Origin of the sequence: Bacillus sp. 0909A (genome assembly GCF_036765115.1) — a bacterium.
Lineage (GTDB): Bacteria > Bacillota > Bacilli > Bacillales > Bacillaceae > Bacillus > Bacillus mojavensis.
Genome location: NZ_JBAIZU010000003.1, coordinates 262,298 through 281,929, shown reverse-complemented (window position 1 = coordinate 281,929; position 19,632 = coordinate 262,298). Strand labels below are relative to the sequence as shown.

The window sequence follows — 19,632 nt, the reverse complement described above, 5'->3', positions numbered from 1 at the left end:
ATTTAAGTTAGTTAGATAATCATAAACCATAAAACTGAAACAGGTCTGTATGCCTATTTTTCCGTATTCGAAAATCGTTTCATTGAGCTTTCAGATCACTGTTGGTCAAGCTTTCTTCATTAAATGAGACTTAATGCCTGCCCTCCTGTTGATTTGACAATCAGTACGGCTTCAGCTCTTATTCAGCAGCACTAATATCAATTTTTCTTTATATTTGATACCGTCCCTTGTGCTGAAGATGATTTGTTACTGCTTGAACCGAATACGTAAAATCATCATTGCTTGTTTAAGAGAAGGGTTTCGCGGCAGAAACCATGATTGAATTGAGCTGAAAAAGGGTATGGTGTAGAAAGAGGGAACCATTGCACGATTGTCCGATTCTTCATTTTTTACTATAATCAAATCAGATGAAGAATCCCTGAGGAGGGTTTTTGTGATTACAAAAGCCGTTTTTGCATTATTTTTCCCTTTTATGCTTGTCGTTCTTTTTACGAGAGTGACCTTTAACCATTATGTGGCGATCGCTCTTACAGCTGCATTGCTGTTTGCCTCTTATTTGAAAGGCTATACAGAAACGTATCTTATTGTGGGATTAGATGTTGTCTCTCTTGTGGCCGGCGGACTCTATATGGCCAAAAAAGCTGCTGAGAAAAAAGAAGAATAAACCGGACATAATGAATAAGAAGATGAATTCCTGCTTTTACGTTTTAAAAGCAGGTTTTTTATACATGAAATCAGCTGGAAATAAATAACCACCGAACTTTAGTTCGTATTTTTGGTGATTTTGCTTTCCATTGTGTTACTATATCTATAGGAAGATTTCGTAAAGAAACGGAGGCTTATTTGTGAAAGATCGCTTTGAGTTAGTCTCAAAATACCAGCCCCAGGGAGATCAGCCGAAAGCCATTGAAAAGCTTGTCAAAGGCATTCAGGAGGGCAAGAAGCATCAGACTCTGCTGGGTGCAACAGGAACGGGCAAAACATTTACGGTGTCCAATTTGATTAAAGAAGTCAATAAGCCGACACTCGTCATTGCCCATAACAAAACCCTTGCCGGACAGCTTTACAGCGAGTTTAAGGAATTTTTTCCGAATAACGCTGTCGAGTATTTTGTCAGCTACTATGATTATTATCAGCCGGAGGCGTATGTGCCTCAAACGGATACATTTATAGAGAAAGATGCAAGCATTAATGATGAAATTGATAAACTTAGACACTCCGCTACATCGTCTCTGTTTGAACGGAGAGATGTGATTATCATTGCGAGTGTGTCTTGTATTTACGGTCTCGGTTCGCCTGAAGAATACCGTGAAATGGTTGTGTCATTGCGTCCTGAAATGGAAATTGAGCGCAACGAGCTGCTTAGAAAGCTTGTTGACATTCAATATGCCCGCAACGACATTGATTTTCAGCGCGGTACATTTCGTGTGCGCGGAGATGTAGTGGAAATTTTCCCTGCATCCCGTGATGAACACTGTGTAAGAGTCGAGTTTTTCGGAGATGAAATTGAACGAATTAGGGAAGTGGACGCCCTGACCGGAGAAATTTTAGGCGACCGTGAACATATCGCGATTTTCCCGGCATCCCACTTCGTGACGCGGGCTGAAAAAATGGAAAAAGCGATTCAAAATATCGAGAAGGAGCTTGAGGAGCAGCTGAAGGTCATGCATGAAAACGGCAAGCTTCTGGAAGCGCAGCGCTTAGAGCAGCGGACGAGATATGATCTTGAAATGATGCGGGAAATGGGGTTCTGCTCCGGCATTGAGAATTATTCAAGACATTTGACGCTTCGTCCGCCGGGTTCAACGCCGTATACGCTTCTCGATTATTTTCCTGACGATTTTATGATTGTGGTGGATGAGTCGCACGTGACGATTCCTCAGGTGCGCGGCATGTTTAACGGAGACCAGGCGAGAAAGCAGGTGCTGGTGGATCACGGATTCCGTCTTCCGTCAGCGCTTGATAACCGCCCGCTCCGGTTTGAAGAATTTGAAAAGCATATGCACAATATCGTCTATGTGTCAGCCACACCAGGGCCGTATGAAATTGAACATACAGACGAAATGATAGAGCAGATCATCCGTCCGACAGGGCTTCTTGACCCGCTTATTGACGTGCGGCCGATTGAAGGCCAGATTGATGATTTAATCGGTGAAATTCACGCGAGAGTTGAACGGAATGAACGGGTGCTTGTGACGACTTTGACGAAGAAGATGTCAGAGGATCTAACCGATTATTTAAAAGAAATCGGCATCAAGGTTAATTATCTGCATTCAGAAATTAAGACGCTTGAACGGATCGAAATTATCCGTGATTTGCGTCTCGGCAAGCATGATGTGCTCATTGGCATCAACCTCCTGAGAGAGGGGCTTGATATTCCGGAAGTATCCTTGGTTGCGATTTTGGATGCGGATAAGGAAGGCTTCCTGCGTTCGGAGCGTTCGCTTATTCAGACGATCGGACGTGCGGCGAGAAACGCGGAAGGCCGTGTCATTATGTACGCCGATAAAATGACGAAGTCTATGGAAATTGCGATTAATGAAACGAAACGCCGGCGCGAGCAGCAGGAGCAGTTTAACGAAGAGCACGGCATTACGCCGCAAACGATTAATAAAGAAATTCGTGACGTGATTCGTGCGACAGTGGCTGCTGAGGACAAAGCGGAGTATAAAACAAAAGCTGCGCCGAAGCTGTCGAAAATGACGAAGAAAGAGCGTCAGAAAGTCGTCGAACAAATGGAGCATGAAATGAAGGAAGCCGCCAAGGCGCTTGATTTTGAGAGAGCCGCGGAGCTTCGCGATTTACTTTTAGAGTTAAAAGCGGAAGGATGATGAAAGAATGGCTATGGACCGGATTGAGGTGAAGGGAGCAAGGGCGCACAACCTGAAAAATATTGATGTGACCATCCCGAGAGATCAGCTTGTCGTCGTCACGGGACTGTCTGGGTCAGGGAAATCCTCCCTTGCCTTCGACACCATATATGCAGAAGGGCAGAGACGATATGTTGAGTCGTTATCCGCCTATGCCCGCCAGTTTTTAGGGCAAATGGATAAGCCTGATGTGGATGCGATTGAAGGGCTTTCTCCTGCCATCAGCATTGATCAAAAAACAACAAGTCGAAACCCGAGATCTACTGTCGGTACGGTAACAGAAATTTATGATTATCTGCGTCTTTTGTATGCGAGAGTAGGAAAGCCTCATTGCCCGGAGCACGGGATCGAAATCACGTCACAGACCATTGAGCAGATGGTGGACAGGATTTTGGAATATCCGGAGCGGACGAAGCTTCAGGTGCTGGCGCCGATTGTGTCCGGCAGAAAAGGCGCTCATGTAAAGGTGCTTGAGCAGATCAGAAAACAAGGCTATGTCAGAGTCAGAATTGACGGCGAGATGGCCGAGCTTTCTGATGAGATCGAGTTAGAAAAGAATAAGAAGCATTCAATCGAGGTTGTCATTGACCGGATTGTGGTAAAAGATGGCGTAGCAGCCCGTCTGTCGGATTCATTGGAGACAGCACTTCGGTTAGGTGAAGGGCGTGTCATGATTGATGTGATCGGTGAGGAGGAGCTGATGTTCAGTGAGCATCATGCCTGTCCGCATTGCGGATTTTCAATCGGTGAACTTGAGCCGCGGCTTTTTTCATTCAACAGCCCGTTCGGAGCGTGTCCAACGTGTGACGGTCTCGGCATGAAGCTCGAAGTTGATGCAGATCTTGTCATTCCCAATCAAGATTTGTCGTTGAAGGAGAATGCAATTGCCCCTTGGACGCCGATCAGCTCACAATATTATCCGCAGCTTCTTGAAGCGGTCTGCACCCATTACGGCATTGATATGGATGTGCCGGTAAAGGATCTGCCAAAGCATCAGCTGGATAAAGTGCTTTATGGAAGCGGAGATGACCTGATTTATTTCCGTTACGAAAATGATTTCGGGCAATTACGCGAAGGTGAAATCCAATTTGAAGGCGTGTTGCGCAACATTGAAAGACGCTACAAGGAGACAGGCTCGGATTACATCCGTGAGCAGATGGAGCAATATATGTCCCAAAAGGCTTGTCCGACTTGTAAAGGTTATCGGTTAAAGAAAGAGGCGCTTGCCGTACTGGTCGACGGACGTCACATTGGTAAAATAACCGAGCTGTCTGTCGGAAATGCCCTTGATTTCTTCAAAGGCCTTACGCTATCTGAGAAGGATATGCAGATTGCAGATCTGATTTTCCGGGAAATTGTGGAGCGGTTAAGCTTTCTGGATAAAGTCGGCCTTGATTATCTGACACTGAGCCGGGCAGCGGGAACATTGTCCGGGGGAGAGGCGCAGCGCATCAGGCTTGCAACTCAAATCGGTTCGCGGTTATCAGGTGTGCTTTATATTTTAGATGAACCGTCAATTGGTCTGCACCAGCGTGATAACGACCGTTTAATCAGCGCGCTGAAAAATATGAGAGACCTGGGGAACACGCTGATCGTCGTAGAACATGATGAGGATACAATGATGGCAGCCGATTATTTAATTGATATCGGCCCGGGTGCCGGCATCCACGGAGGACAAGTTATTTCTGCGGGTACCCCGGAAGAGGTTATGGCAGATCAAAATTCGTTAACAGGCAGCTATTTATCAGGGAAAAAGTTTATCCCGCTGCCTCCCGAGAGAAGAAAACCTGACGGCCGCTATATTGAGATTAAAGGCGCTTCAGAAAACAATTTGAAAAGAGCAAATGCCAAGTTTCCGCTAGGAACGTTTACAGCTGTTACGGGTGTATCAGGATCAGGGAAAAGCACCCTCGTCAATGAAATTCTTCACAAGGCACTGGCGCAAAAGCTTCATAAAGCAAAAGCGAAGCCCGGCAGCCATAAAGAAATCAAAGGCCTCGAACATTTAGACAAAGTCATCGATATCGATCAGGCGCCGATTGGAAGAACGCCGCGGTCAAATCCTGCGACATACACCGGTGTTTTTGATGATATTCGCGATGTATTCGCACAGACAAATGAAGCGAAAGTCCGCGGCTATAAGAAAGGCCGTTTCAGTTTTAATGTGAAGGGCGGGCGATGCGAAGCCTGCCGCGGAGACGGGATTATAAAAATTGAAATGCACTTCCTTCCTGACGTATACGTGCCATGTGAAGTGTGCCACGGCAAACGCTACAACCGGGAAACACTTGAAGTGACATACAAAGGAAAAAGCATTTCTGATGTGCTTGATATGACGGTCGAAGATGCTCTTTCTTTCTTTGAAAATATCCCGAAAATTAAGCGCAAGCTCCAAACCCTGTACGATGTTGGTCTTGGTTATATTACGCTCGGCCAGCCGGCGACTACCTTGTCAGGCGGTGAAGCGCAGCGGGTGAAACTTGCATCTGAACTGCATAAACGCTCAACCGGCCGCACGCTGTACATTTTAGATGAACCGACAACAGGTTTGCATGTCGACGATATCGCCAGACTTCTTGTCGTGCTTCAGCGTTTGGTTGATAATGGGGATACAGTGCTTGTCATTGAGCATAATCTTGATATCATCAAGACGTCTGATTATATTGTTGATCTGGGGCCTGAAGGCGGAGCCGGAGGCGGCACCATTGTCGCGTCAGGAACGCCGGAGGAAATCACTGAAGTGGAAGAATCGTATACAGGGCGTTATTTGAAGCCTGTTATGGAGCGAGACAAAAAACGTATGAAATCACTCTTGGAAGCGAAAGAAACAGCAACATCTTAAAACCCTCTTTTTAGAGGGTTTTCGCTGTTCTTTGCAGTATTTATTAAAACGTCTTCTTATGCAGCCTCCGGCTCACATTCATTAAATCTTGAACAATATGAGTGCTGCTGCTGTCCAGAAGAACTTTAATATATTGAATATCATGAGAGATGGGAAAAGGTCCGTGAATCTGTTCAAGCTCTGCTAGCATTTCACGATTCATCCTTTTTTGTTCATGAATCAGTTTTAAAACGGATTCTTGTGTTACTGTATAATCACTGGGATCTTTCTCCATTGCTTGTCCAGCCTCCTTAATTGCCGTAAGCTTTTTACATATTGTAATTGGTACGGCTGAAAGATTCTACTTCTAAAACTTTTCAAAATCTAATTTCCGTAAATGGAAGCATGACTATAGGATGATTTTGAAACCTTTGGAGGTTCTATACGTATATCTATCTAAGTAAAACGTCCTGATTCATAGCAACGGATGTTAACGATAGGAGTTGGATAAATTGAACCGTAATCAAGCCATAATTGCATCACTTTGTTATTTCAGTGTATTTATTGCGCCGGTCATTGTGCCGATTGTCGCTTACTTTGTTGTTGATGAGAAAGAGACGAAACGTCACGCGGTGCGTTCTCTTATTTCCCACATTGTTCCCTTTGTCGGCTGGCTGATCTTATTTATCGCTTTTCTTGGCGGGGCCATTGCCATTGATGGGGAAAGCGTTTTGCCTGTCTTTGTGATGATTGGTGGAGTCATCGTCTATTTCTTAGTTGTACTCGGTATTATCATTTGGAACGTCATTCAGGGCATTAAGGTGCTGCGTGCAGCATAAGTAGATCATAGGGAGGAGATCGAATGAAGCAGGAAAAGGAACGAATCCTCAAGCTTGTAGAGGAAGGGAAGCTGACGGCACAGGAAGCCTTGACGCTGATTGAAAAGCTCGACAGCGACTATAAGGAAAAAGAAGAAAAAATCATGGCTCTGTCAGTTAACGTTCATGAAGAGGATGAGCCATTTACAGCGGCCAAAAAAGAGGGCGGCAAGCCGTCTTTAGGGGCGAAGCTGTTCGATTGGATTGATTCTGCTGTGAAAAAGGTCAAAGAAGTTGATCTTGATTTGAACTTCGGTCACTCGTTTGACGTACAGCATATTTTTCAATTTAAGGATAATGATTTTTCCAGTGTAGAGCTTCAGATCGCCAACGGCAGCGTAAATATTGTTCCGTGGGAAGACGAGGATATCAGAGCGGAATGCCAGGCGAAGGTATATCGCGTTGACAGCCAGGAAGCAGCGAGAGACGCTTTTCTTCAGCATATTGAATGTGAAATTAAAGGCAATAAGTTTTTTATCCGTACGGAAAAGAAAACAATGAAAACCAATGTCACATTGTATATTCCTCAGAAGGAGTATGATAAGATTCGGGTGAAGCTGTTTAACGGACCGATCAGAGGGGAACATTTACATGTAAAAGAGTTCTCGGCGAAAACGACAAATGGTGTGCTGTCGTTCTCGAATTTGACGGCTGAAAAAGCTTCAGCAGAAACGGCAAATGGCCAAATTAAGCTAGCCAATCACAATTGCGGCACAATAGAAGCGGAAACCATTAACGGGCTAATTGACCTGCGTGGAAAAAGCGAATCCATTGATGTTCAAAGCTTTAACGGAAATATCGCGATTACTGTCACAGAATCAGACTGCCGCTCGATTTACACAAAAACGACGACTGGAAATGTGGAGCTGGCGATTCCGGATGATCTTGCGGTGAAGGCTGAGCTGAAAAGCAATCTTGGCTCGCTGTCCCACGAATTAATAGATGTTGACATGCTGAAAGAAAAAAATGATACCATTCAAAAAGAAATGATGTTCACTTCTAATCAAGCACATGATCAAAACATCGCCGTTTTCTCCGAATCATTAACTGGCGCCATCAAATTAAAGTATACACAGAGGTGATCGAATGAATAGATTATATCGTTCAGAAAAAAATAGGAAAATGGCCGGCGTCATTGGCGGCCTGGCGGAGTATTTCAACTGGGATGCGTCACTCCTCAGAGTGATAACCGTCATTTTAGCCGTTATGACAAGCGTTATTCCTGTTCTGCTCATATATATCATTTGGATTTTTATTGTTCCATCAGAAAGGGATATGAAGTAACATGGTCAAATGGGCAGTCAGCATTTTAGTAAATGCATTATTATTAATCGTCATTGACGGTTACATTGATTCCATCCATATCAGCAGCATCGGGGCAGCGATTATTGCCAGCATCATTTTATCAATTTTAAACGTGCTGATTAAACCGCTCTTGATTATCTTTACACTGCCTGTCACAGTTGTGACGCTGGGTCTCTTTTTGTTTGTGATTAATGCCATCACCTTGATGATGACAGCGTCTATTATGGGTGACAGTTTTCAAATTGACGGCTTCGGATCAGCCATCCTGGCATCTGTTGTCCTGTCGGTGTTCCATTTGCTGATTCAAAAAGGCATTTTAGAACCGCTTCGTAAGAAATAAAAGCTGCCATCCAAATGGCAGCTTTTTTACATAGGATGTTTTTCTTGTTTGATGTCATGTTTCGGCCGATGCATGTACGGCAGAAGGCAAAAGCTTAATATGGCAAATGCGATACCCAAAAGGCCAAATGACATGGCAGACGGCATCCATGTTAACAGATAAGCTGATATCATCGGACCGGCCGCCATGCCTGTATATCTGATAAAGTTAAAGATTCCGATCGCGCTTCCCCTGTTTTGTTCAAACTCATTGGTGATTATCGTGGAATACAGGGGAGGAATAACCCCCATCGAGACACCGAACAGCGCCAATGTGAGAGCCATGAGAATGATCGAGACGGAATGGGTAAAAGCAAATAAAATGATGCTGCCTGCTGCAATTGCATTGCTGTAGACAAACAAGGTGCTGAGAGGAACTTTTGCTTGTATGTTTTTAAACAGAAAAGTACCAGCGATTGTGCTTAACGCCAGAGGCAAATATAACAGTCCCGCTATCCGCACATCCATATGATAATGTTCTGTCAGCAATATGGGCAGATAGACAATAACCGCGAAATAAATGAAAAAGAGAAAAAAGCTTAAGGTCAGAATGACATTTCCAGCTCTGTTTGTGAAAATGGATTTATAATGCGCAAGCAAACTGCCTGATTTTGCATCTCGCTTTGATTCACTATGATCCTTAGGGAAGAAAATGCTGTTTGTTGCTAATAAAAGAACAGAGACCACCGTCAGCATCCAAAAGATCCCTTCGTGTCCAAAAGCACCGCCGATCAATCCCCCGAGGACCGGAGCAATAGCCGGTGCGGCCGAAAGAAGCATTTGATACGTACCCATGGCATTCCCGCGATCACTGCCTGTAAATAGCTGGCCGATTGTGGTGGCTGCAATGAGAGGGAGTGCTGCGGAACCGGCTGCCTGTACGATTCTAAAAATAAGAAACAAAGTAAAATCAGTGGTGACGGCACACCCGATACTGGCTGCCGCTGTTGCCAGTATTCCGGCAAGCAAGACATAACGCGCGCCTTTAAAGTCGATGATGGTGCCCAAAATAATTTGCATAATGGCTGTCACAATCATAAAAACTGAAACTGACAGGTTCACGAGGGTTACAGAGACATGGAATGATTCTTTAATAATCGGAATGATTGGTGAATAAATATTTTGGCTTAAAGAAGCAAAAAATGCGCTGAAACAAACAATATACAAGATCAGCATTGCCTTTGATTTCGTTTGAGCCATAAAGAACACACCGCCTTTTTTACTTTACAGGTTTCTCAGAAGTATCATCTGTTTGCTCAGCTTCAAGTCTAGAGGTAAGCTGTTCTAAAAATTTCAATACAGCATTCTGTTCATCTTGTGAGAATGAATCAAGGAATTGGTAAAATGCCAGCTCCTTTTTTTTGTGCAGTTTTTCATGCAAATCAAAAATCTGTCTGCCTTTACGGGTTAATTTGAAATAGACTTCTTTTTTGTTATCAGTCAGCTGATAGCTATTGATAAATCCTTCTTTAATCAGTTTTGTGCTGATTTTCGTTACGTTCGCTTTTGATAAGTTCATTTTTTTAACAATTCCCGTATTATTAATCGGTTCATGTTGGCCAATACAGTCAATGACATGGATGCTAGTCATGTTTTTGGGAACATCAATCACATCTTCTTCTGCAGCCTCCTTAAAGAATTGCTGAAGTGAAGTATTCGCTTTTTGTTCATTAAGATGCAGGAGCCGAACGTATATGTCGTATATCAGCTGTTTTGTCAAAACGGACATAGGCTACCTTCTTTCTTTGAATTAATGGTTAACCAGGAAACAATAAAAATCGTTTACCGGTGAACAATTTAATTTTATCTGTTCTTGTTTTTGTTGTCAATTGCTGGTGCTTAAGGAAGCTGAAAAGTGACTAGTGAAAATAGTGTGTGAAAGCTGTGACATTTACATTTATTTTCAATTTTTTAGGGCCGTTGATATTGACACATGGTAGAATAAGGGATAAAATGACTATTGTTTACTAGTAAACATTAATTATGACAATCATCTATTAAATGAAATCAAAAGAAGTTTGATGCTGAAAAGGTCCTTGAAAAGCTTTAAGTGCTGCCTGCCATTCATTTTGTTTAGTTGCGTCAATAATTCATCTTATAGTAAAGGGTTATGACTTAAAGCCAGATAAGTCGAGAGGTGAATGAGATGACAGAGATGGTTACGGATAGAATGTCTTTGGGCTTTACTGCTGAGTCTTTGACACAAAATTGCAGAGAAATATTTGAACGGCGCCGGCATGTTCTGATCGGGATCAGCCCGTTTAACAGCAGGTTTTCAGAAGATTACATTTACAGACTGATCGAATGGGCGGCTGCTGAGTTTGATAACGTTTCTGTTTTGCTTGCGGGGCATGAGGCGGCTAATTTGCTTGAAGCGCTCGGCACCCCCAGAGGCAAGGCTGAGCGAAAAGTCAGAAAAGAGGTATCGAGGAACAGAAGATTTGCAGAACGGGCACTTTTGGCTCACGGCGGGGACCCAAGTGCGATTCATACATTTTCTGATTTTACGGATAACACAGCGTATCAGCTGATGAGACATGAAGTTGAAAACGCGTTTTTCGAACAGCCTCATTTTCGTCATGCGTGTTTGGAGATGTCTCGGGAAGCGATTATCGGACGAGCGCGCGGCATCAGTTTAATGATGGAAGAAATCAGTGAGGATATGCTGAATATGGCTGTGGAATATGTCATTGCTGAGCTTCCGTTTTTTATTGGAGCTCCGGATATTCTTGAAGTAGAAGAGACGCTCCTTGCTTATCATCGTCCGTGGAAGCTGGGTGAAAAGATCAGTAATCATGAATTCTCTATTCGTATGCGTTCGAATCAAGGCTATCTTGTTGTGCAGGAATTGATGCCGATGTTTACTGAAACATCGATAACATCTGAAGGATGATGGGGGGAGTTAACATGAATCAATCGATTAAAATGTTTAGCGTGCTGTCTGATCAATTTCAGGAAGATCCATATCCTTATTTTTCTCAGCTGCGGGAGGAAGATCCTGTTCATTATGAAGAATCAATAGACAGTTATTTCATAAGCCGTTATCACGATGTTCGTTATGTCCTGCAGCATCCTGATATTTTTACGACAAAATCACTTGTGAAACGTGCTGAGCCGGTCATGCGGGGTCCTGTACTGGCCCAAATGCATGGGAAAGAACACTCGGCTAAACGAAGAATCGTGGTGAGGAGCTTTGTTGGAGATGCATTGGAACATCTTACACCATTAATTAAACAAAATGCAGAAAATTTGTTAACCCCTTATCTCGAAAAGGGAAAAATCGATCTGGTGAACGATTTTGGAAAGACGTTTGCTGTATGTGTCACAATGGACATGCTTGGTCTGGATAAAAATGACCACGAAAAAATCGCCGAATGGCATAGCGGTGTTGCCGATTTTATTACGAGCATTTCACAGACCCCAGAAGCACAGGCCTATTCCTTGTGGTGCAGTGAACAGCTCTCACGCTATTTAATGCCGGTTATCGAAGAACGCCGTGTCAACCCGGGATCAGACTTAATTTCCATCCTGTGTACATCTGAATATGAAGGCATGGCCATGTCCGACAGGGATATACTGGCGCTGATTCTCAATGTGCTGTTGGCGGCCACTGAACCAGCTGATAAGACGCTGGCCCTTATGGTGTATCATTTGCTCAACAATCCTGAACAAATGAATGATGTATTAGCTGATCGTTCTCTAGTGCCCAGGGCTATTGCGGAGACTCTTCGTTTTAAACCGCCGGTCCAGCTGATTCCGCGGCAGCTTTCCCAAGATACTGTTGTCGGCGGTATGGAGATCAAAAAGGATACGATTGTTTTTTGTATGATCGGAGCAGCTAACCGTGATCCAGAAGCGTTTGAACATCCTGATATGTTTAATATTCACCGAGAAGATCTCGGCTTCAAGAGCGCATTTAGCGGCGCCGCGCGGCATCTCGCTTTCGGGTCTGGCATTCATAACTGTGTAGGAGCAGCTTTTGCCAAAACCGAAATTGAAATAGTGGCCAATATTGTTTTGGATAAGATGCGGAATATCAGATTAGAGGAAGGTTTTCACTATGCTGAGTCCGGTCTGTATACCCGCGGCCCTGTTTCACTTCATGTTACGTTCGACAGTACCCAATAAGAGTGACAGGTCTCTCCCGAATGCGGGCGGGGCCTTTTTACATATGTTTGACCCAAAGTTTGAAAAACGCAGTCACCGTTTTTAAATCGTCAATAGAAAATTCATTGAAGAGCTGCGTGTATTGCATCTTTGCTTTTTCATGAAGCTGCTCATGGAACGCCGCGAGCTCTTGGCCGCTCTCGGTTAACGTATAATAAATTTCTTTTTTGTTACCGGGTTTTTTGGATACATTGATGATATTGTGTTTCAGCAAAGCTTGAATCGCTTTCGAAACCGCTGCTTTTGAAATGTGTAACTGTGATGATAAGAAGCTGTTGTTTACATTATGTCTAGTATGTATGTAGGACACAATATGAAGCTGGGTCAGTGTCCAGTTTTTTCTGGGGTGTTTATGGTCTTCTAACGGCATGTCATGGGAGGGAAGCTGTACCTTTTGATAGACGTGCTTGTCTCTTTTTAATGCGAACTCCTGTATGGTTTGAAATAATTCATTATGAATGCTGTTATCCATCAATCTGCCTCACTGATTTTATCGTTAACCGGTTAACTACTTTTAGTCTACTGGATAATAGTGGAACTTTCAAGAGGCCGGTGTCTTTTTATTCTTTTTACACAAAAATTAACTCATAAGCTTCCCTGTTCAGACGCAAAATACGTGAAAAGGGAGGTGTCGTGATGAGAAAATACACAGTCATCGCTTCTTTATTATTATCTTTTCTGTTTGTTCAGTCTGGCGGCAATCATGAAGCGAAGGCCTTGCCTGTCATAAAGCAGGAACCGTTCCAAACGCCTCATTACATACCCTTGCTTGAAAACCCTCCTGAAATTGAAGTGAAGGCTGAAATGAAGGGCAACCTGATCATTCAGGCGCATGTGCGTGACAGTGAGTATCAATCGTTTTCTGCCTTTTTGTTTTATAAACAAAGCAATGAACTGGGCTATAAAATGGTGCCGATGGACCCAACCCCCGGAGCTGTCCGCCAGTTTATAGCGCAAATACCAAAGAGGTCAATCTGGAATAGCGAGCTCGAGTATTACATTGTGTTCTCGAATGGAAAGCAGCGGGTGGAGTCAGAAACGAAGACACTGAAGCTGGATGGATATCAGGCTGATCTCGCTCATATCCCGGAGCTGCTGATCACCGAGCTTGCGGTTGATACGAAAAATATCGGACGTACAGACGGTTATGAATTTATTGAGGTATATAATACAACCGACAGAACAATTGATTTTAAAGATTATCACATTCGCTATCGCTATCCAAAGGAAGGGCCGGACTCCGATCTGATTTGGAGACCTGATCAGCGGGTCGTCATTCCGTCTGGAGAAACCTGTGTATTTTGGCTCAAGCCTGCCGGACATCCTGAGTTGACAGCGGATGATTTTAACCGGCACTATCATACACATTTGAGAGAAGGGGAAAATCTGTTGGTGCTGGATGGAACAGAGGGCATGGCGAATACCCGGCCGCGTGCGGTTGCGATATCGACGAATACAGGTAAGGATATTTCAGTTGCGCACTACCGGAAACATGCGCTGCGCCGCCTGTCGTCTGTGCTTTATAAATATCCTCTCGATGGAACAGCGGAACTGCTCAACATTTCAATAGCAGAAAAAAATCCGTCGCCAGGCTCGGTTTTACAGGCGCAGGTGCCAGAGCAAAAACGTAAAGTGAAGCTTGAAAAAGAAAAGCCGGTTATAGAGGATTTAACAGACCGCAAGCCTGTCCGCCCGGCTGAAAGCATTGAACTGCGGGCTGACATACGTGACCGCAGTTTAGTGAGAACGGCCGCCTTTTATTATCGGACAGATGAAAACAAACCGTTCAAACGCATTTTCGCTGAAAAAGACCGCAACGATCATTTGTACCATTATATTGTCTACTCGCCTGAACTGATTGGGAAGGATCAGCTTGAGTATTACGTTGTAGCCGGTGACGGGATCAATGAAGCGAAGACGCCTGTCAAAATGATTGATATTAAGCAAACCAGCAAGTCGCACGGTTTGCGGATGAATATAGAAAACAGAGATACACTGTCAGGGACACAGTTTCTTAAAGCGACCACGGACGGGCGGACTGACAGCATTAAGCTGTGGATTGACGGAAAAAAACAACAGACAGAGCCCGCCATGGAAAAAGAAGTATATTTTGCGTTCGACACCCGAAAAACGAACCTTTATTTTAAAAATGCTGTAACGATGGACGGCAAGGTGTTAAAAGTCTTCGATGATACGACAAATAAATACCGCACCTACTCTGTCCCTCTGCCGGAGACGCTTCTTCAAAAAGGGAAGCAGCTGCAAAGTATCACGATACGATCGGGTTCAAAGGTATCTCCGTTTGATACGGCTGAAAACCGTGATGATTTTTTAGTCAAAAACGCCCGATTGGTATTATCGGATGGAACAGTGATCAGGGACGAGCGTATTTCTCCCGAGAAGGAGCTTTTTATTGGGGATAATCAGCGCTCGAATAAAAGCTGGCCGTTTCAATTTCATCTGCCTGACGGACTGTTTACATCGCAGCTGCTGAAGTGGGATACAGAGAAGCTGACTGAAGGCGCCCATTATATTGCAGTAAGCGACGGGAATGAAAACCTGAGCTTTGTTGTGCGGGTTGATAATTCAGGGCCGCACATCGAACCGAATGTGACGGACGGACAGACGTATAAAGGAAACCTGGTGCTGCAGGCAGATATGTTTGATAAATGGAGCAAAATTGAGGAAACAGAGGCATTTTTAGATGGTGATAGCATTACGCTCCCATATCATACGTCAACTTCTGAGCTGTCTCCAGGCAAACACACGCTGAAAGTCTCAGCAACAGATTTGGCTGGCAATAAAACGGTTATTGTGCGGACGTTTAAGACAGAGCGGGAGCATCCGGACCAGCCGGAAATTGTAAATAGCGATGCCGATACGCACAAAGCCAAGCTTTCGGTGCGGGTGAAGGATCCGACGAATGATGCGATGGATGTGTCCTTTTACAAAGGCTTTCAATATACGGCGCAAAACAGAAATAGTGTGAAAATCTTCAAGCATGCATCACTGACTGAACCTCCAAAAAGCTTTGTGCCGGAAAGCGAGACGCCGTTTACCAATGAAGAATTGAATCGGGTGTCAGGAGCTGACGGTAAAACAGTATCAACGGAAGAGAAGGAGCTTTTTCCTTATCACCGTTTTGAAGTGACGGTTGACCCGTCCATTGATGAGAATGATTTAGCTGAAGCCGTTTGGAGAGGAAGCTCTCTGCCGGGGAGAAAAGTGACAATGTATGCTTGGAATTACCGGACAAGCCAGTGGCAGCCGGTTGACAGCTTCGTTGCCAAAGATGACAAACAGTTCACGCTAAAGGCGTCTGTCATCGCTTCCGATTATGTACGGAAATCTAAGATGAATATCATTGTTCAGGACGAAATTCCTCCTGCGAAGGATATGTATTCCTTTGTCTGGATGTCAGACACGCAGTATTATGCAAAAAGCTATCCGCATATTTTTGATAAGCAGACTATATGGATCAAAAATAACCAAAGGAAGCTGAATATGAAATACGTGTTTCACACAGGGGATATTGTCGATGATTCCGCGGATACCAGACAGTGGAGAAACGCTGATCAATCAATGCGTGTCCTGGACAACAGCGGAATTCCTTACGGCGTGCTGGCCGGAAACCACGATGTCGGTCATAAGGACGGCTCCTACAAGGCGTTTGGCAAATACTTTGGCAGCCGCCGTTTCGATAAGAGACTGCACTATGGCGAATCATACAAAAATAACCGCGGGCATTATGACCTCATCTCAAGCAGCGGCAATGATTATATTATGCTGTACATGGGTTGGGGCATCACGGACGAAGACATCGCATGGATGAATCAAGTGCTGAAGAAGCACCCTGACAGGACAGCTGTTTTAGCTTTTCATGAATATTTACTCGTTAGCGGAAACAGAAGCCCGATCGGCGAGAAAATTTTCAAAAAAGTCGTCAAGCCGAACCCGAATGTCGTGATGGTGTTAAGCGGACATTATCACAGCGCGATGAGAAAAACAGATGAGCTGGATGACGACGGAGACGGAAAACCGGATCGTCTTGTCCATCAAATGCTTGCTGATTATCAGGGCGGGCCAGAGGGCGGCCAGGGGTATTTGCGTTTGATGCAGTTTGACCAGGCAAACAATGTGGTGCATGTATCCACATATTCACCGTATTTGGATGATAAAAACTTTTATGATACAGATAGTTACGGCAACAAGGATGAGTTTACGCTGGAGCTTGATCTGAAGCCAAGAATGAAAAGAGTAGAAACCGATGATTTTGAATGCAATGTCTATACAAACGAACAGCTCGGAAAACGCGAGAAAGTGAAAAGCGGGGAAACCGCCGAATTCCTATGGGAGAATCTAGAGCCGAATTCAGTTTATTATTGGTATACCATTGTGGAAGACAGCTTTAACGGAAAAACGAAATCACCGATCTGGAAGTTCAAGACGAAAAAAGAAACTTATCGTCCAGCACCAGACCAATTTGATTTTCGCCGTGTCTCCAATCCTTAAAAAGGGGTTGGAGACTTTTTTATGACAGCCGATCCATGTAATGGACAAAAGTATAACGGTCGCCCCTGTATACAGATTTTACATGCTCAAAAGCAGTACCGTTCTGCAAATACGTTGTTCGTTTAATCAACAGGACTGGCGCCCCCTTTTGGATGCCGAGCAAGTTTGCTTCATCCTGTGTTGCGGCACTCGGTTCAAGCTCTTGTTTGGCGCGGGAAATCGGCGTGCTGTTGTACCTTTCAATATGCTCGTAAATTGACGACTTGAAATGAGACGGTTTTAATTCACCTGCCAGCTCAAATGGGATGTGTGAGGCTTCAATCGCCATAGGAATATCATTCGCCAGCCGAACCCGTGTGATTTTGTGGATGCGGGACGGGTGCCCGCATCCTAGTATGGCGGCCAATTCCTCGGTCGAATCGATAAGCTGATAATCGATGAGCCTGCTGCTCGGTCTCATGCCGCGGCTTTTCATATCTTCTGTAAAGCTTGTAAGCCCTTGGAGCGCTTGTTCCATTTTTAGCTTGCTGACAAAGGTGCCCCGGCCTTTCTGACGATAGAGAAAACCTTCATTGACCAAATTAGAAAGCGCTTGGCGCACCGTCATCCGGCTGATCCCAAATTGCTCGGCATATTCCCGCTCGGAAGGGAGCGGCATATCCGGCTTCAGCTCTCCACTCTTTATTTGGGCTTTTACTTGCTCCATAATCTGATAATAAATGGGGATAGGAGATTGTTTATCGATATTCATAGCGAAAATCCTTTCAATGCCTGAATCCCGCGGCTTCTTGATCAATCAAAACCGAAACGTTAGGATGCAGGTGCAAAGCGGATGCAGGGAATTCCTCGCTGACTTGTCCGTCCAGCAGCCTTTTTGCTGCTTCGGCTTTACTTGTGCCAGAGATAAGCAGAAGAATCCGCTTGCTTGAGAGAATCGTTTGAATTCCCATTGTAACGGCTTTTTTTGGTACCCTGTCAATGGAGGTAAAATATCTGGCATTGGCCTGACGGGTTTGTTCATTTAATGCCACGACATGTGTGCGGGACTGGAATGATGTTCCCGGTTCATTAAAGCCGATATGTCCGTTTCGGCCGATGCCGAGAAGCTGAATGTCCGCTCCGCCAAGTGATTCAATCAATTGTTCGTAGCGTTTGCACTCGGCTTCCAAGTCACTTGCGTTTCCATCAGGGATAAAATGCCGGCTCGGTTGACTATCGATATGCTGAAAGAAACGCTCATTCATATAGCAGTGATAGCTGTTTGGGTCATCACCGGAAAGGCCGGCGTATTCATCTAAGTTAATCGTGGTGATGTTTTGAAAAGAAAGATTCTCTGTTTGGTGCAGGCGGATCAGCTCGCGGTACGTGCCTTCCGGTGTCCCGCCTGTCGCTAAACCGAGAACGGCATCAGGCTTTTCCCTGACTGTTTCAGCCACAATTCCGGCAGCTTTTTGGCTTAATGCCTCATACGATTGACATTCGATTACTTTCATATATGATCAGCCTCCTTGGATATAAATGCAATGTTTCCGCGGCAGATGGTGAGAAGTACCTCACATTCACTGCTGACAATTACAAGATCCGCATCTTTTCCCTCTGTTATACTGCCTTTTCGGTCAAAGATGCCAAGCTGTTTGGCCGCATTTGCTGAAGTTATATTAGCTATATCCGTCCAAGAGCAATTCGTAAACGCGCGCATATGCTGTGCGCCTTCATTCATTTTTAAAATCGAACCGGCAAGCGTCCCATCCGGAAGAAGAGCTGTTTTTCCCTTTACTGTCACACTTTGTCCGCCAAACTCGTAGACTCCGTCTTTCAGTCCTTTCGCCCGCATCGAATCGGTGATCAATATAAGCTTGCTGCTGCCTTTTGCTAAAAAAGCAAGCTTTGCCGCTAACGGATGGGAGTGGATACCGTCGGCAATAAGCTCTGTGACATAACCCTCATGGGCGAGGGCTGTTCCGATCACTCCGGGTTCACGATGATGAAACGGGCTCATCGCATTGTATAAATGAGTCATATGGCTGGCACCTGCTTCAAAGGCTTCCGAAAGTAATGCAAAGTCTGCATCCGTGTGTCCCATTGACGCAATAATTGACTCATCTTTTAAATAACGGATCAGCTCAAAATGCTGATCCTCCTCCGGTGCAAGTGTGACGATTTTGATCAGCCCCCCTGCCTCCTGCTGCCATTTCTTGAAAAGTGCAAGGTCTGAGGGCCTAATCCATTCCTCTGGTTGCGCTCCGGCCCTTTTAGGTGAAACAAAGGGACCCTCTAAATGAATTCCAATCAATTCCGCACCTAATGAAGGGGAATCCTCCGCAGATTTCCAATCTCTCGCGTTTACCAGAGCTTGAGAAATTTGGCCGTGCTCCTGTGTGATGGTTGTCGCTAAAAAACTCGTTGTGCCTTCCTCGGGCAGCCTTGAGGACATGGTATCGAGCGCGGAAAAGCTCGCATCCATTGTATCCGCGCCATAGCCGCCGTGGATATGAATATCAATCATCCCCGGAAGCAATACGGCATCCCTTGGGCCTTGAATTTCCTTTGCGTATTGCTCTATTGGCCGTTCTGCTGAGACAGCGCTTATCTTTCCATCCTTGACCCCAACATAGCCGTTTTTAATCACTTCATTTTCTGTCACGATACTGATGCCGCTGAGAAGAAGACTATCTGCCATAATTGATCCGCCTTTCTGGAA

General features: G+C 44.7%; 17 protein-coding genes. 10 read left to right on the top strand and 7 right to left on the bottom strand.

Annotated features, from left to right (window positions below):
• Window positions 1-433 precede the first annotated feature (433 nt).
• The 3 genes from V6D42_RS11640 (at window position 434) to uvrA (ending at window position 5,712) form a co-directional block, all read left to right on the top strand.
• On the top strand, window positions 434-664 hold the full coding sequence (locus V6D42_RS11640; RefSeq protein WP_010332040.1) for a DUF2198 family protein: 231 nt from the start codon (window positions 434-436) through the stop codon (window positions 662-664).
• A gap of 181 nt (window positions 665-845) precedes the next feature.
• Window positions 846-2,831 (top strand): excinuclease ABC subunit UvrB, encoded by a 1,986-nt coding sequence (gene uvrB, locus V6D42_RS11635; RefSeq protein WP_268447071.1) that lies wholly within the window; start codon window positions 846-848, stop codon window positions 2,829-2,831.
• 7 nt (window positions 2,832-2,838) lie between these two features.
• A complete protein-coding gene (uvrA, locus tag V6D42_RS11630; RefSeq protein WP_333513327.1) occupies window positions 2,839-5,712 on the top strand; it encodes an excinuclease ABC subunit UvrA in 2,874 nt (957 codons plus the stop codon).
• 43 nt (window positions 5,713-5,755) lie between these two features.
• On the opposite strand, the gene V6D42_RS11625 is transcribed toward uvrA, so the two are convergent.
• On the bottom strand, window positions 5,756-5,986 hold the full coding sequence (locus V6D42_RS11625; protein WP_010332037.1) for a hypothetical protein: 231 nt from the start codon (window positions 5,984-5,986) through the stop codon (window positions 5,756-5,758).
• Window positions 5,987-6,203: 217 nt separating this feature from the next.
• Between V6D42_RS11625 and V6D42_RS11620 the strand changes: the two genes are divergently transcribed.
• The 4 genes from V6D42_RS11620 to V6D42_RS11605 are packed head-to-tail and all read left to right on the top strand — an operon-like array spanning window position 6,204 to window position 8,214.
• The gene (locus V6D42_RS11620) at window positions 6,204-6,530 is read left to right on the top strand and encodes a hypothetical protein (protein ID WP_095712926.1); all 327 of its coding nucleotides are present in this window, start codon (window positions 6,204-6,206) and stop codon (window positions 6,528-6,530) included.
• A gap of 23 nt (window positions 6,531-6,553) precedes the next feature.
• The gene (locus tag V6D42_RS11615; protein ID WP_333513326.1) at window positions 6,554-7,651 is read left to right on the top strand and encodes a DUF4097 family beta strand repeat-containing protein; all 1,098 of its coding nucleotides are present in this window, start codon (window positions 6,554-6,556) and stop codon (window positions 7,649-7,651) included.
• A 4-nt stretch (window positions 7,652-7,655) separates the two neighbouring features.
• On the top strand, window positions 7,656-7,853 hold the full coding sequence (locus V6D42_RS11610; RefSeq protein WP_024122997.1) for a PspC domain-containing protein: 198 nt from the start codon (window positions 7,656-7,658) through the stop codon (window positions 7,851-7,853).
• 1 nt (window position 7,854) lies between these two features.
• Complete coding sequence (locus tag V6D42_RS11605; protein WP_333513325.1) at window positions 7,855-8,214, top strand: phage holin family protein; 360 nt, start codon at window positions 7,855-7,857, stop codon at window positions 8,212-8,214.
• 26 nt (window positions 8,215-8,240) lie between these two features.
• On the opposite strand, the gene V6D42_RS11600 is transcribed toward V6D42_RS11605, so the two are convergent.
• Together V6D42_RS11600 and V6D42_RS11595 are read right to left on the bottom strand one after the other, a co-directional pair.
• Complete coding sequence (locus V6D42_RS11600; protein WP_333513324.1) at window positions 8,241-9,452, bottom strand: MFS transporter; 1,212 nt, start codon at window positions 9,450-9,452, stop codon at window positions 8,241-8,243.
• Window positions 9,453-9,471: 19 nt separating this feature from the next.
• Window positions 9,472-9,981 carry a MarR family transcriptional regulator gene (locus V6D42_RS11595; RefSeq protein WP_168748851.1) on the bottom strand — a complete coding sequence of 170 codons (510 nt, stop codon included), beginning with the start codon at window positions 9,979-9,981 and terminating at the stop codon, window positions 9,472-9,474.
• Window positions 9,982-10,398: 417 nt separating this feature from the next.
• Between V6D42_RS11595 and pchC the strand changes: the two genes are divergently transcribed.
• Together pchC and V6D42_RS11585 are read left to right on the top strand one after the other, a co-directional pair.
• On the top strand, window positions 10,399-11,145 hold the full coding sequence (pchC, locus tag V6D42_RS11590) for a cyclo(L-leucyl-L-leucyl) synthase (protein WP_333513323.1): 747 nt from the start codon (window positions 10,399-10,401) through the stop codon (window positions 11,143-11,145).
• A 14-nt stretch (window positions 11,146-11,159) separates the two neighbouring features.
• On the top strand, window positions 11,160-12,380 hold the full coding sequence (locus V6D42_RS11585) for a cytochrome P450, cyclodipeptide synthase-associated (protein ID WP_333513322.1): 1,221 nt from the start codon (window positions 11,160-11,162) through the stop codon (window positions 12,378-12,380).
• A gap of 37 nt (window positions 12,381-12,417) precedes the next feature.
• Here V6D42_RS11585 and V6D42_RS11580 read toward each other — a convergent pair whose 3' ends face one another.
• Entirely contained in the window at window positions 12,418-12,891 is a 474-nt protein-coding gene (locus tag V6D42_RS11580; protein ID WP_333513321.1) for a MarR family transcriptional regulator, read from the bottom strand.
• Window positions 12,892-13,055: 164 nt separating this feature from the next.
• Here V6D42_RS11580 and V6D42_RS11575 point away from each other — a divergent pair, with 164 nt between their 5' ends.
• Entirely contained in the window at window positions 13,056-16,931 is a 3,876-nt protein-coding gene (locus tag V6D42_RS11575) for a metallophosphoesterase (protein ID WP_333513320.1), read from the top strand.
• A 19-nt stretch (window positions 16,932-16,950) separates the two neighbouring features.
• On the opposite strand, the gene V6D42_RS11570 is transcribed toward V6D42_RS11575, so the two are convergent.
• From V6D42_RS11570 to nagA, 3 genes are read right to left on the bottom strand one after another with little or no spacing between them, the layout of a single operon-like run.
• Window positions 16,951-17,682: a GntR family transcriptional regulator gene (locus tag V6D42_RS11570; protein ID WP_333513319.1), complete on the bottom strand. Its 732-nt coding sequence runs from the start codon at window positions 17,680-17,682 to the stop codon at window positions 16,951-16,953.
• A gap of 13 nt (window positions 17,683-17,695) precedes the next feature.
• Window positions 17,696-18,424, bottom strand: coding sequence for a glucosamine-6-phosphate deaminase (nagB, locus tag V6D42_RS11565; protein WP_333513318.1), 729 nt, complete (start codon window positions 18,422-18,424; stop codon window positions 17,696-17,698).
• Window positions 18,421-19,611: an N-acetylglucosamine-6-phosphate deacetylase gene (gene nagA / locus V6D42_RS11560; RefSeq protein WP_333513317.1), complete on the bottom strand. Its 1,191-nt coding sequence runs from the start codon at window positions 19,609-19,611 to the stop codon at window positions 18,421-18,423. The genes nagB and nagA overlap by 4 nt, the downstream gene beginning before the upstream one ends.
• Between the last annotated feature and the right edge of the window lie 21 nt (window positions 19,612-19,632).

Excerpts from the sequence above, each read along its gene's own strand:
- pchC (WP_333513323.1), top strand. The coding sequence starts at position 10,399 with ATGACAGAGATGGTTACGGATAGAATGTCTTTGGGCTTTACTGCTGAG.
- V6D42_RS11575 (WP_333513320.1), top strand. The coding sequence starts at position 13,056 with ATGAGAAAATACACAGTCATCGCTTCTTTATTATTATCTTTTCTGTTT.
- V6D42_RS11625 (WP_010332037.1), bottom strand. The coding sequence starts at position 5,986 with ATGGAGAAAGATCCCAGTGATTATACAGTAACACAAGAATCCGTTTTA.
- V6D42_RS11615 (WP_333513326.1), top strand. The coding sequence starts at position 6,554 with ATGAAGCAGGAAAAGGAACGAATCCTCAAGCTTGTAGAGGAAGGGAAG.
- nagA (WP_333513317.1), bottom strand. The coding sequence starts at position 19,611 with ATGGCAGATAGTCTTCTTCTCAGCGGCATCAGTATCGTGACAGAAAAT.
- uvrA (WP_333513327.1), top strand. The coding sequence starts at position 2,839 with ATGGCTATGGACCGGATTGAGGTGAAGGGAGCAAGGGCGCACAACCTG.
- V6D42_RS11610 (WP_024122997.1), top strand. The coding sequence starts at position 7,656 with ATGAATAGATTATATCGTTCAGAAAAAAATAGGAAAATGGCCGGCGTC.
- V6D42_RS11595 (WP_168748851.1), bottom strand. The coding sequence starts at position 9,981 with ATGTCCGTTTTGACAAAACAGCTGATATACGACATATACGTTCGGCTC.
- V6D42_RS11580 (WP_333513321.1), bottom strand. The coding sequence starts at position 12,891 with ATGGATAACAGCATTCATAATGAATTATTTCAAACCATACAGGAGTTC.
- V6D42_RS11585 (WP_333513322.1), top strand. The coding sequence starts at position 11,160 with ATGAATCAATCGATTAAAATGTTTAGCGTGCTGTCTGATCAATTTCAG.
- nagB (WP_333513318.1), bottom strand. The coding sequence starts at position 18,424 with ATGAAAGTAATCGAATGTCAATCGTATGAGGCATTAAGCCAAAAAGCT.
- V6D42_RS11570 (WP_333513319.1), bottom strand. The coding sequence starts at position 17,682 with ATGAATATCGATAAACAATCTCCTATCCCCATTTATTATCAGATTATG.
- V6D42_RS11605 (WP_333513325.1), top strand. The coding sequence starts at position 7,855 with ATGGTCAAATGGGCAGTCAGCATTTTAGTAAATGCATTATTATTAATC.
- V6D42_RS11600 (WP_333513324.1), bottom strand. The coding sequence starts at position 9,452 with ATGGCTCAAACGAAATCAAAGGCAATGCTGATCTTGTATATTGTTTGT.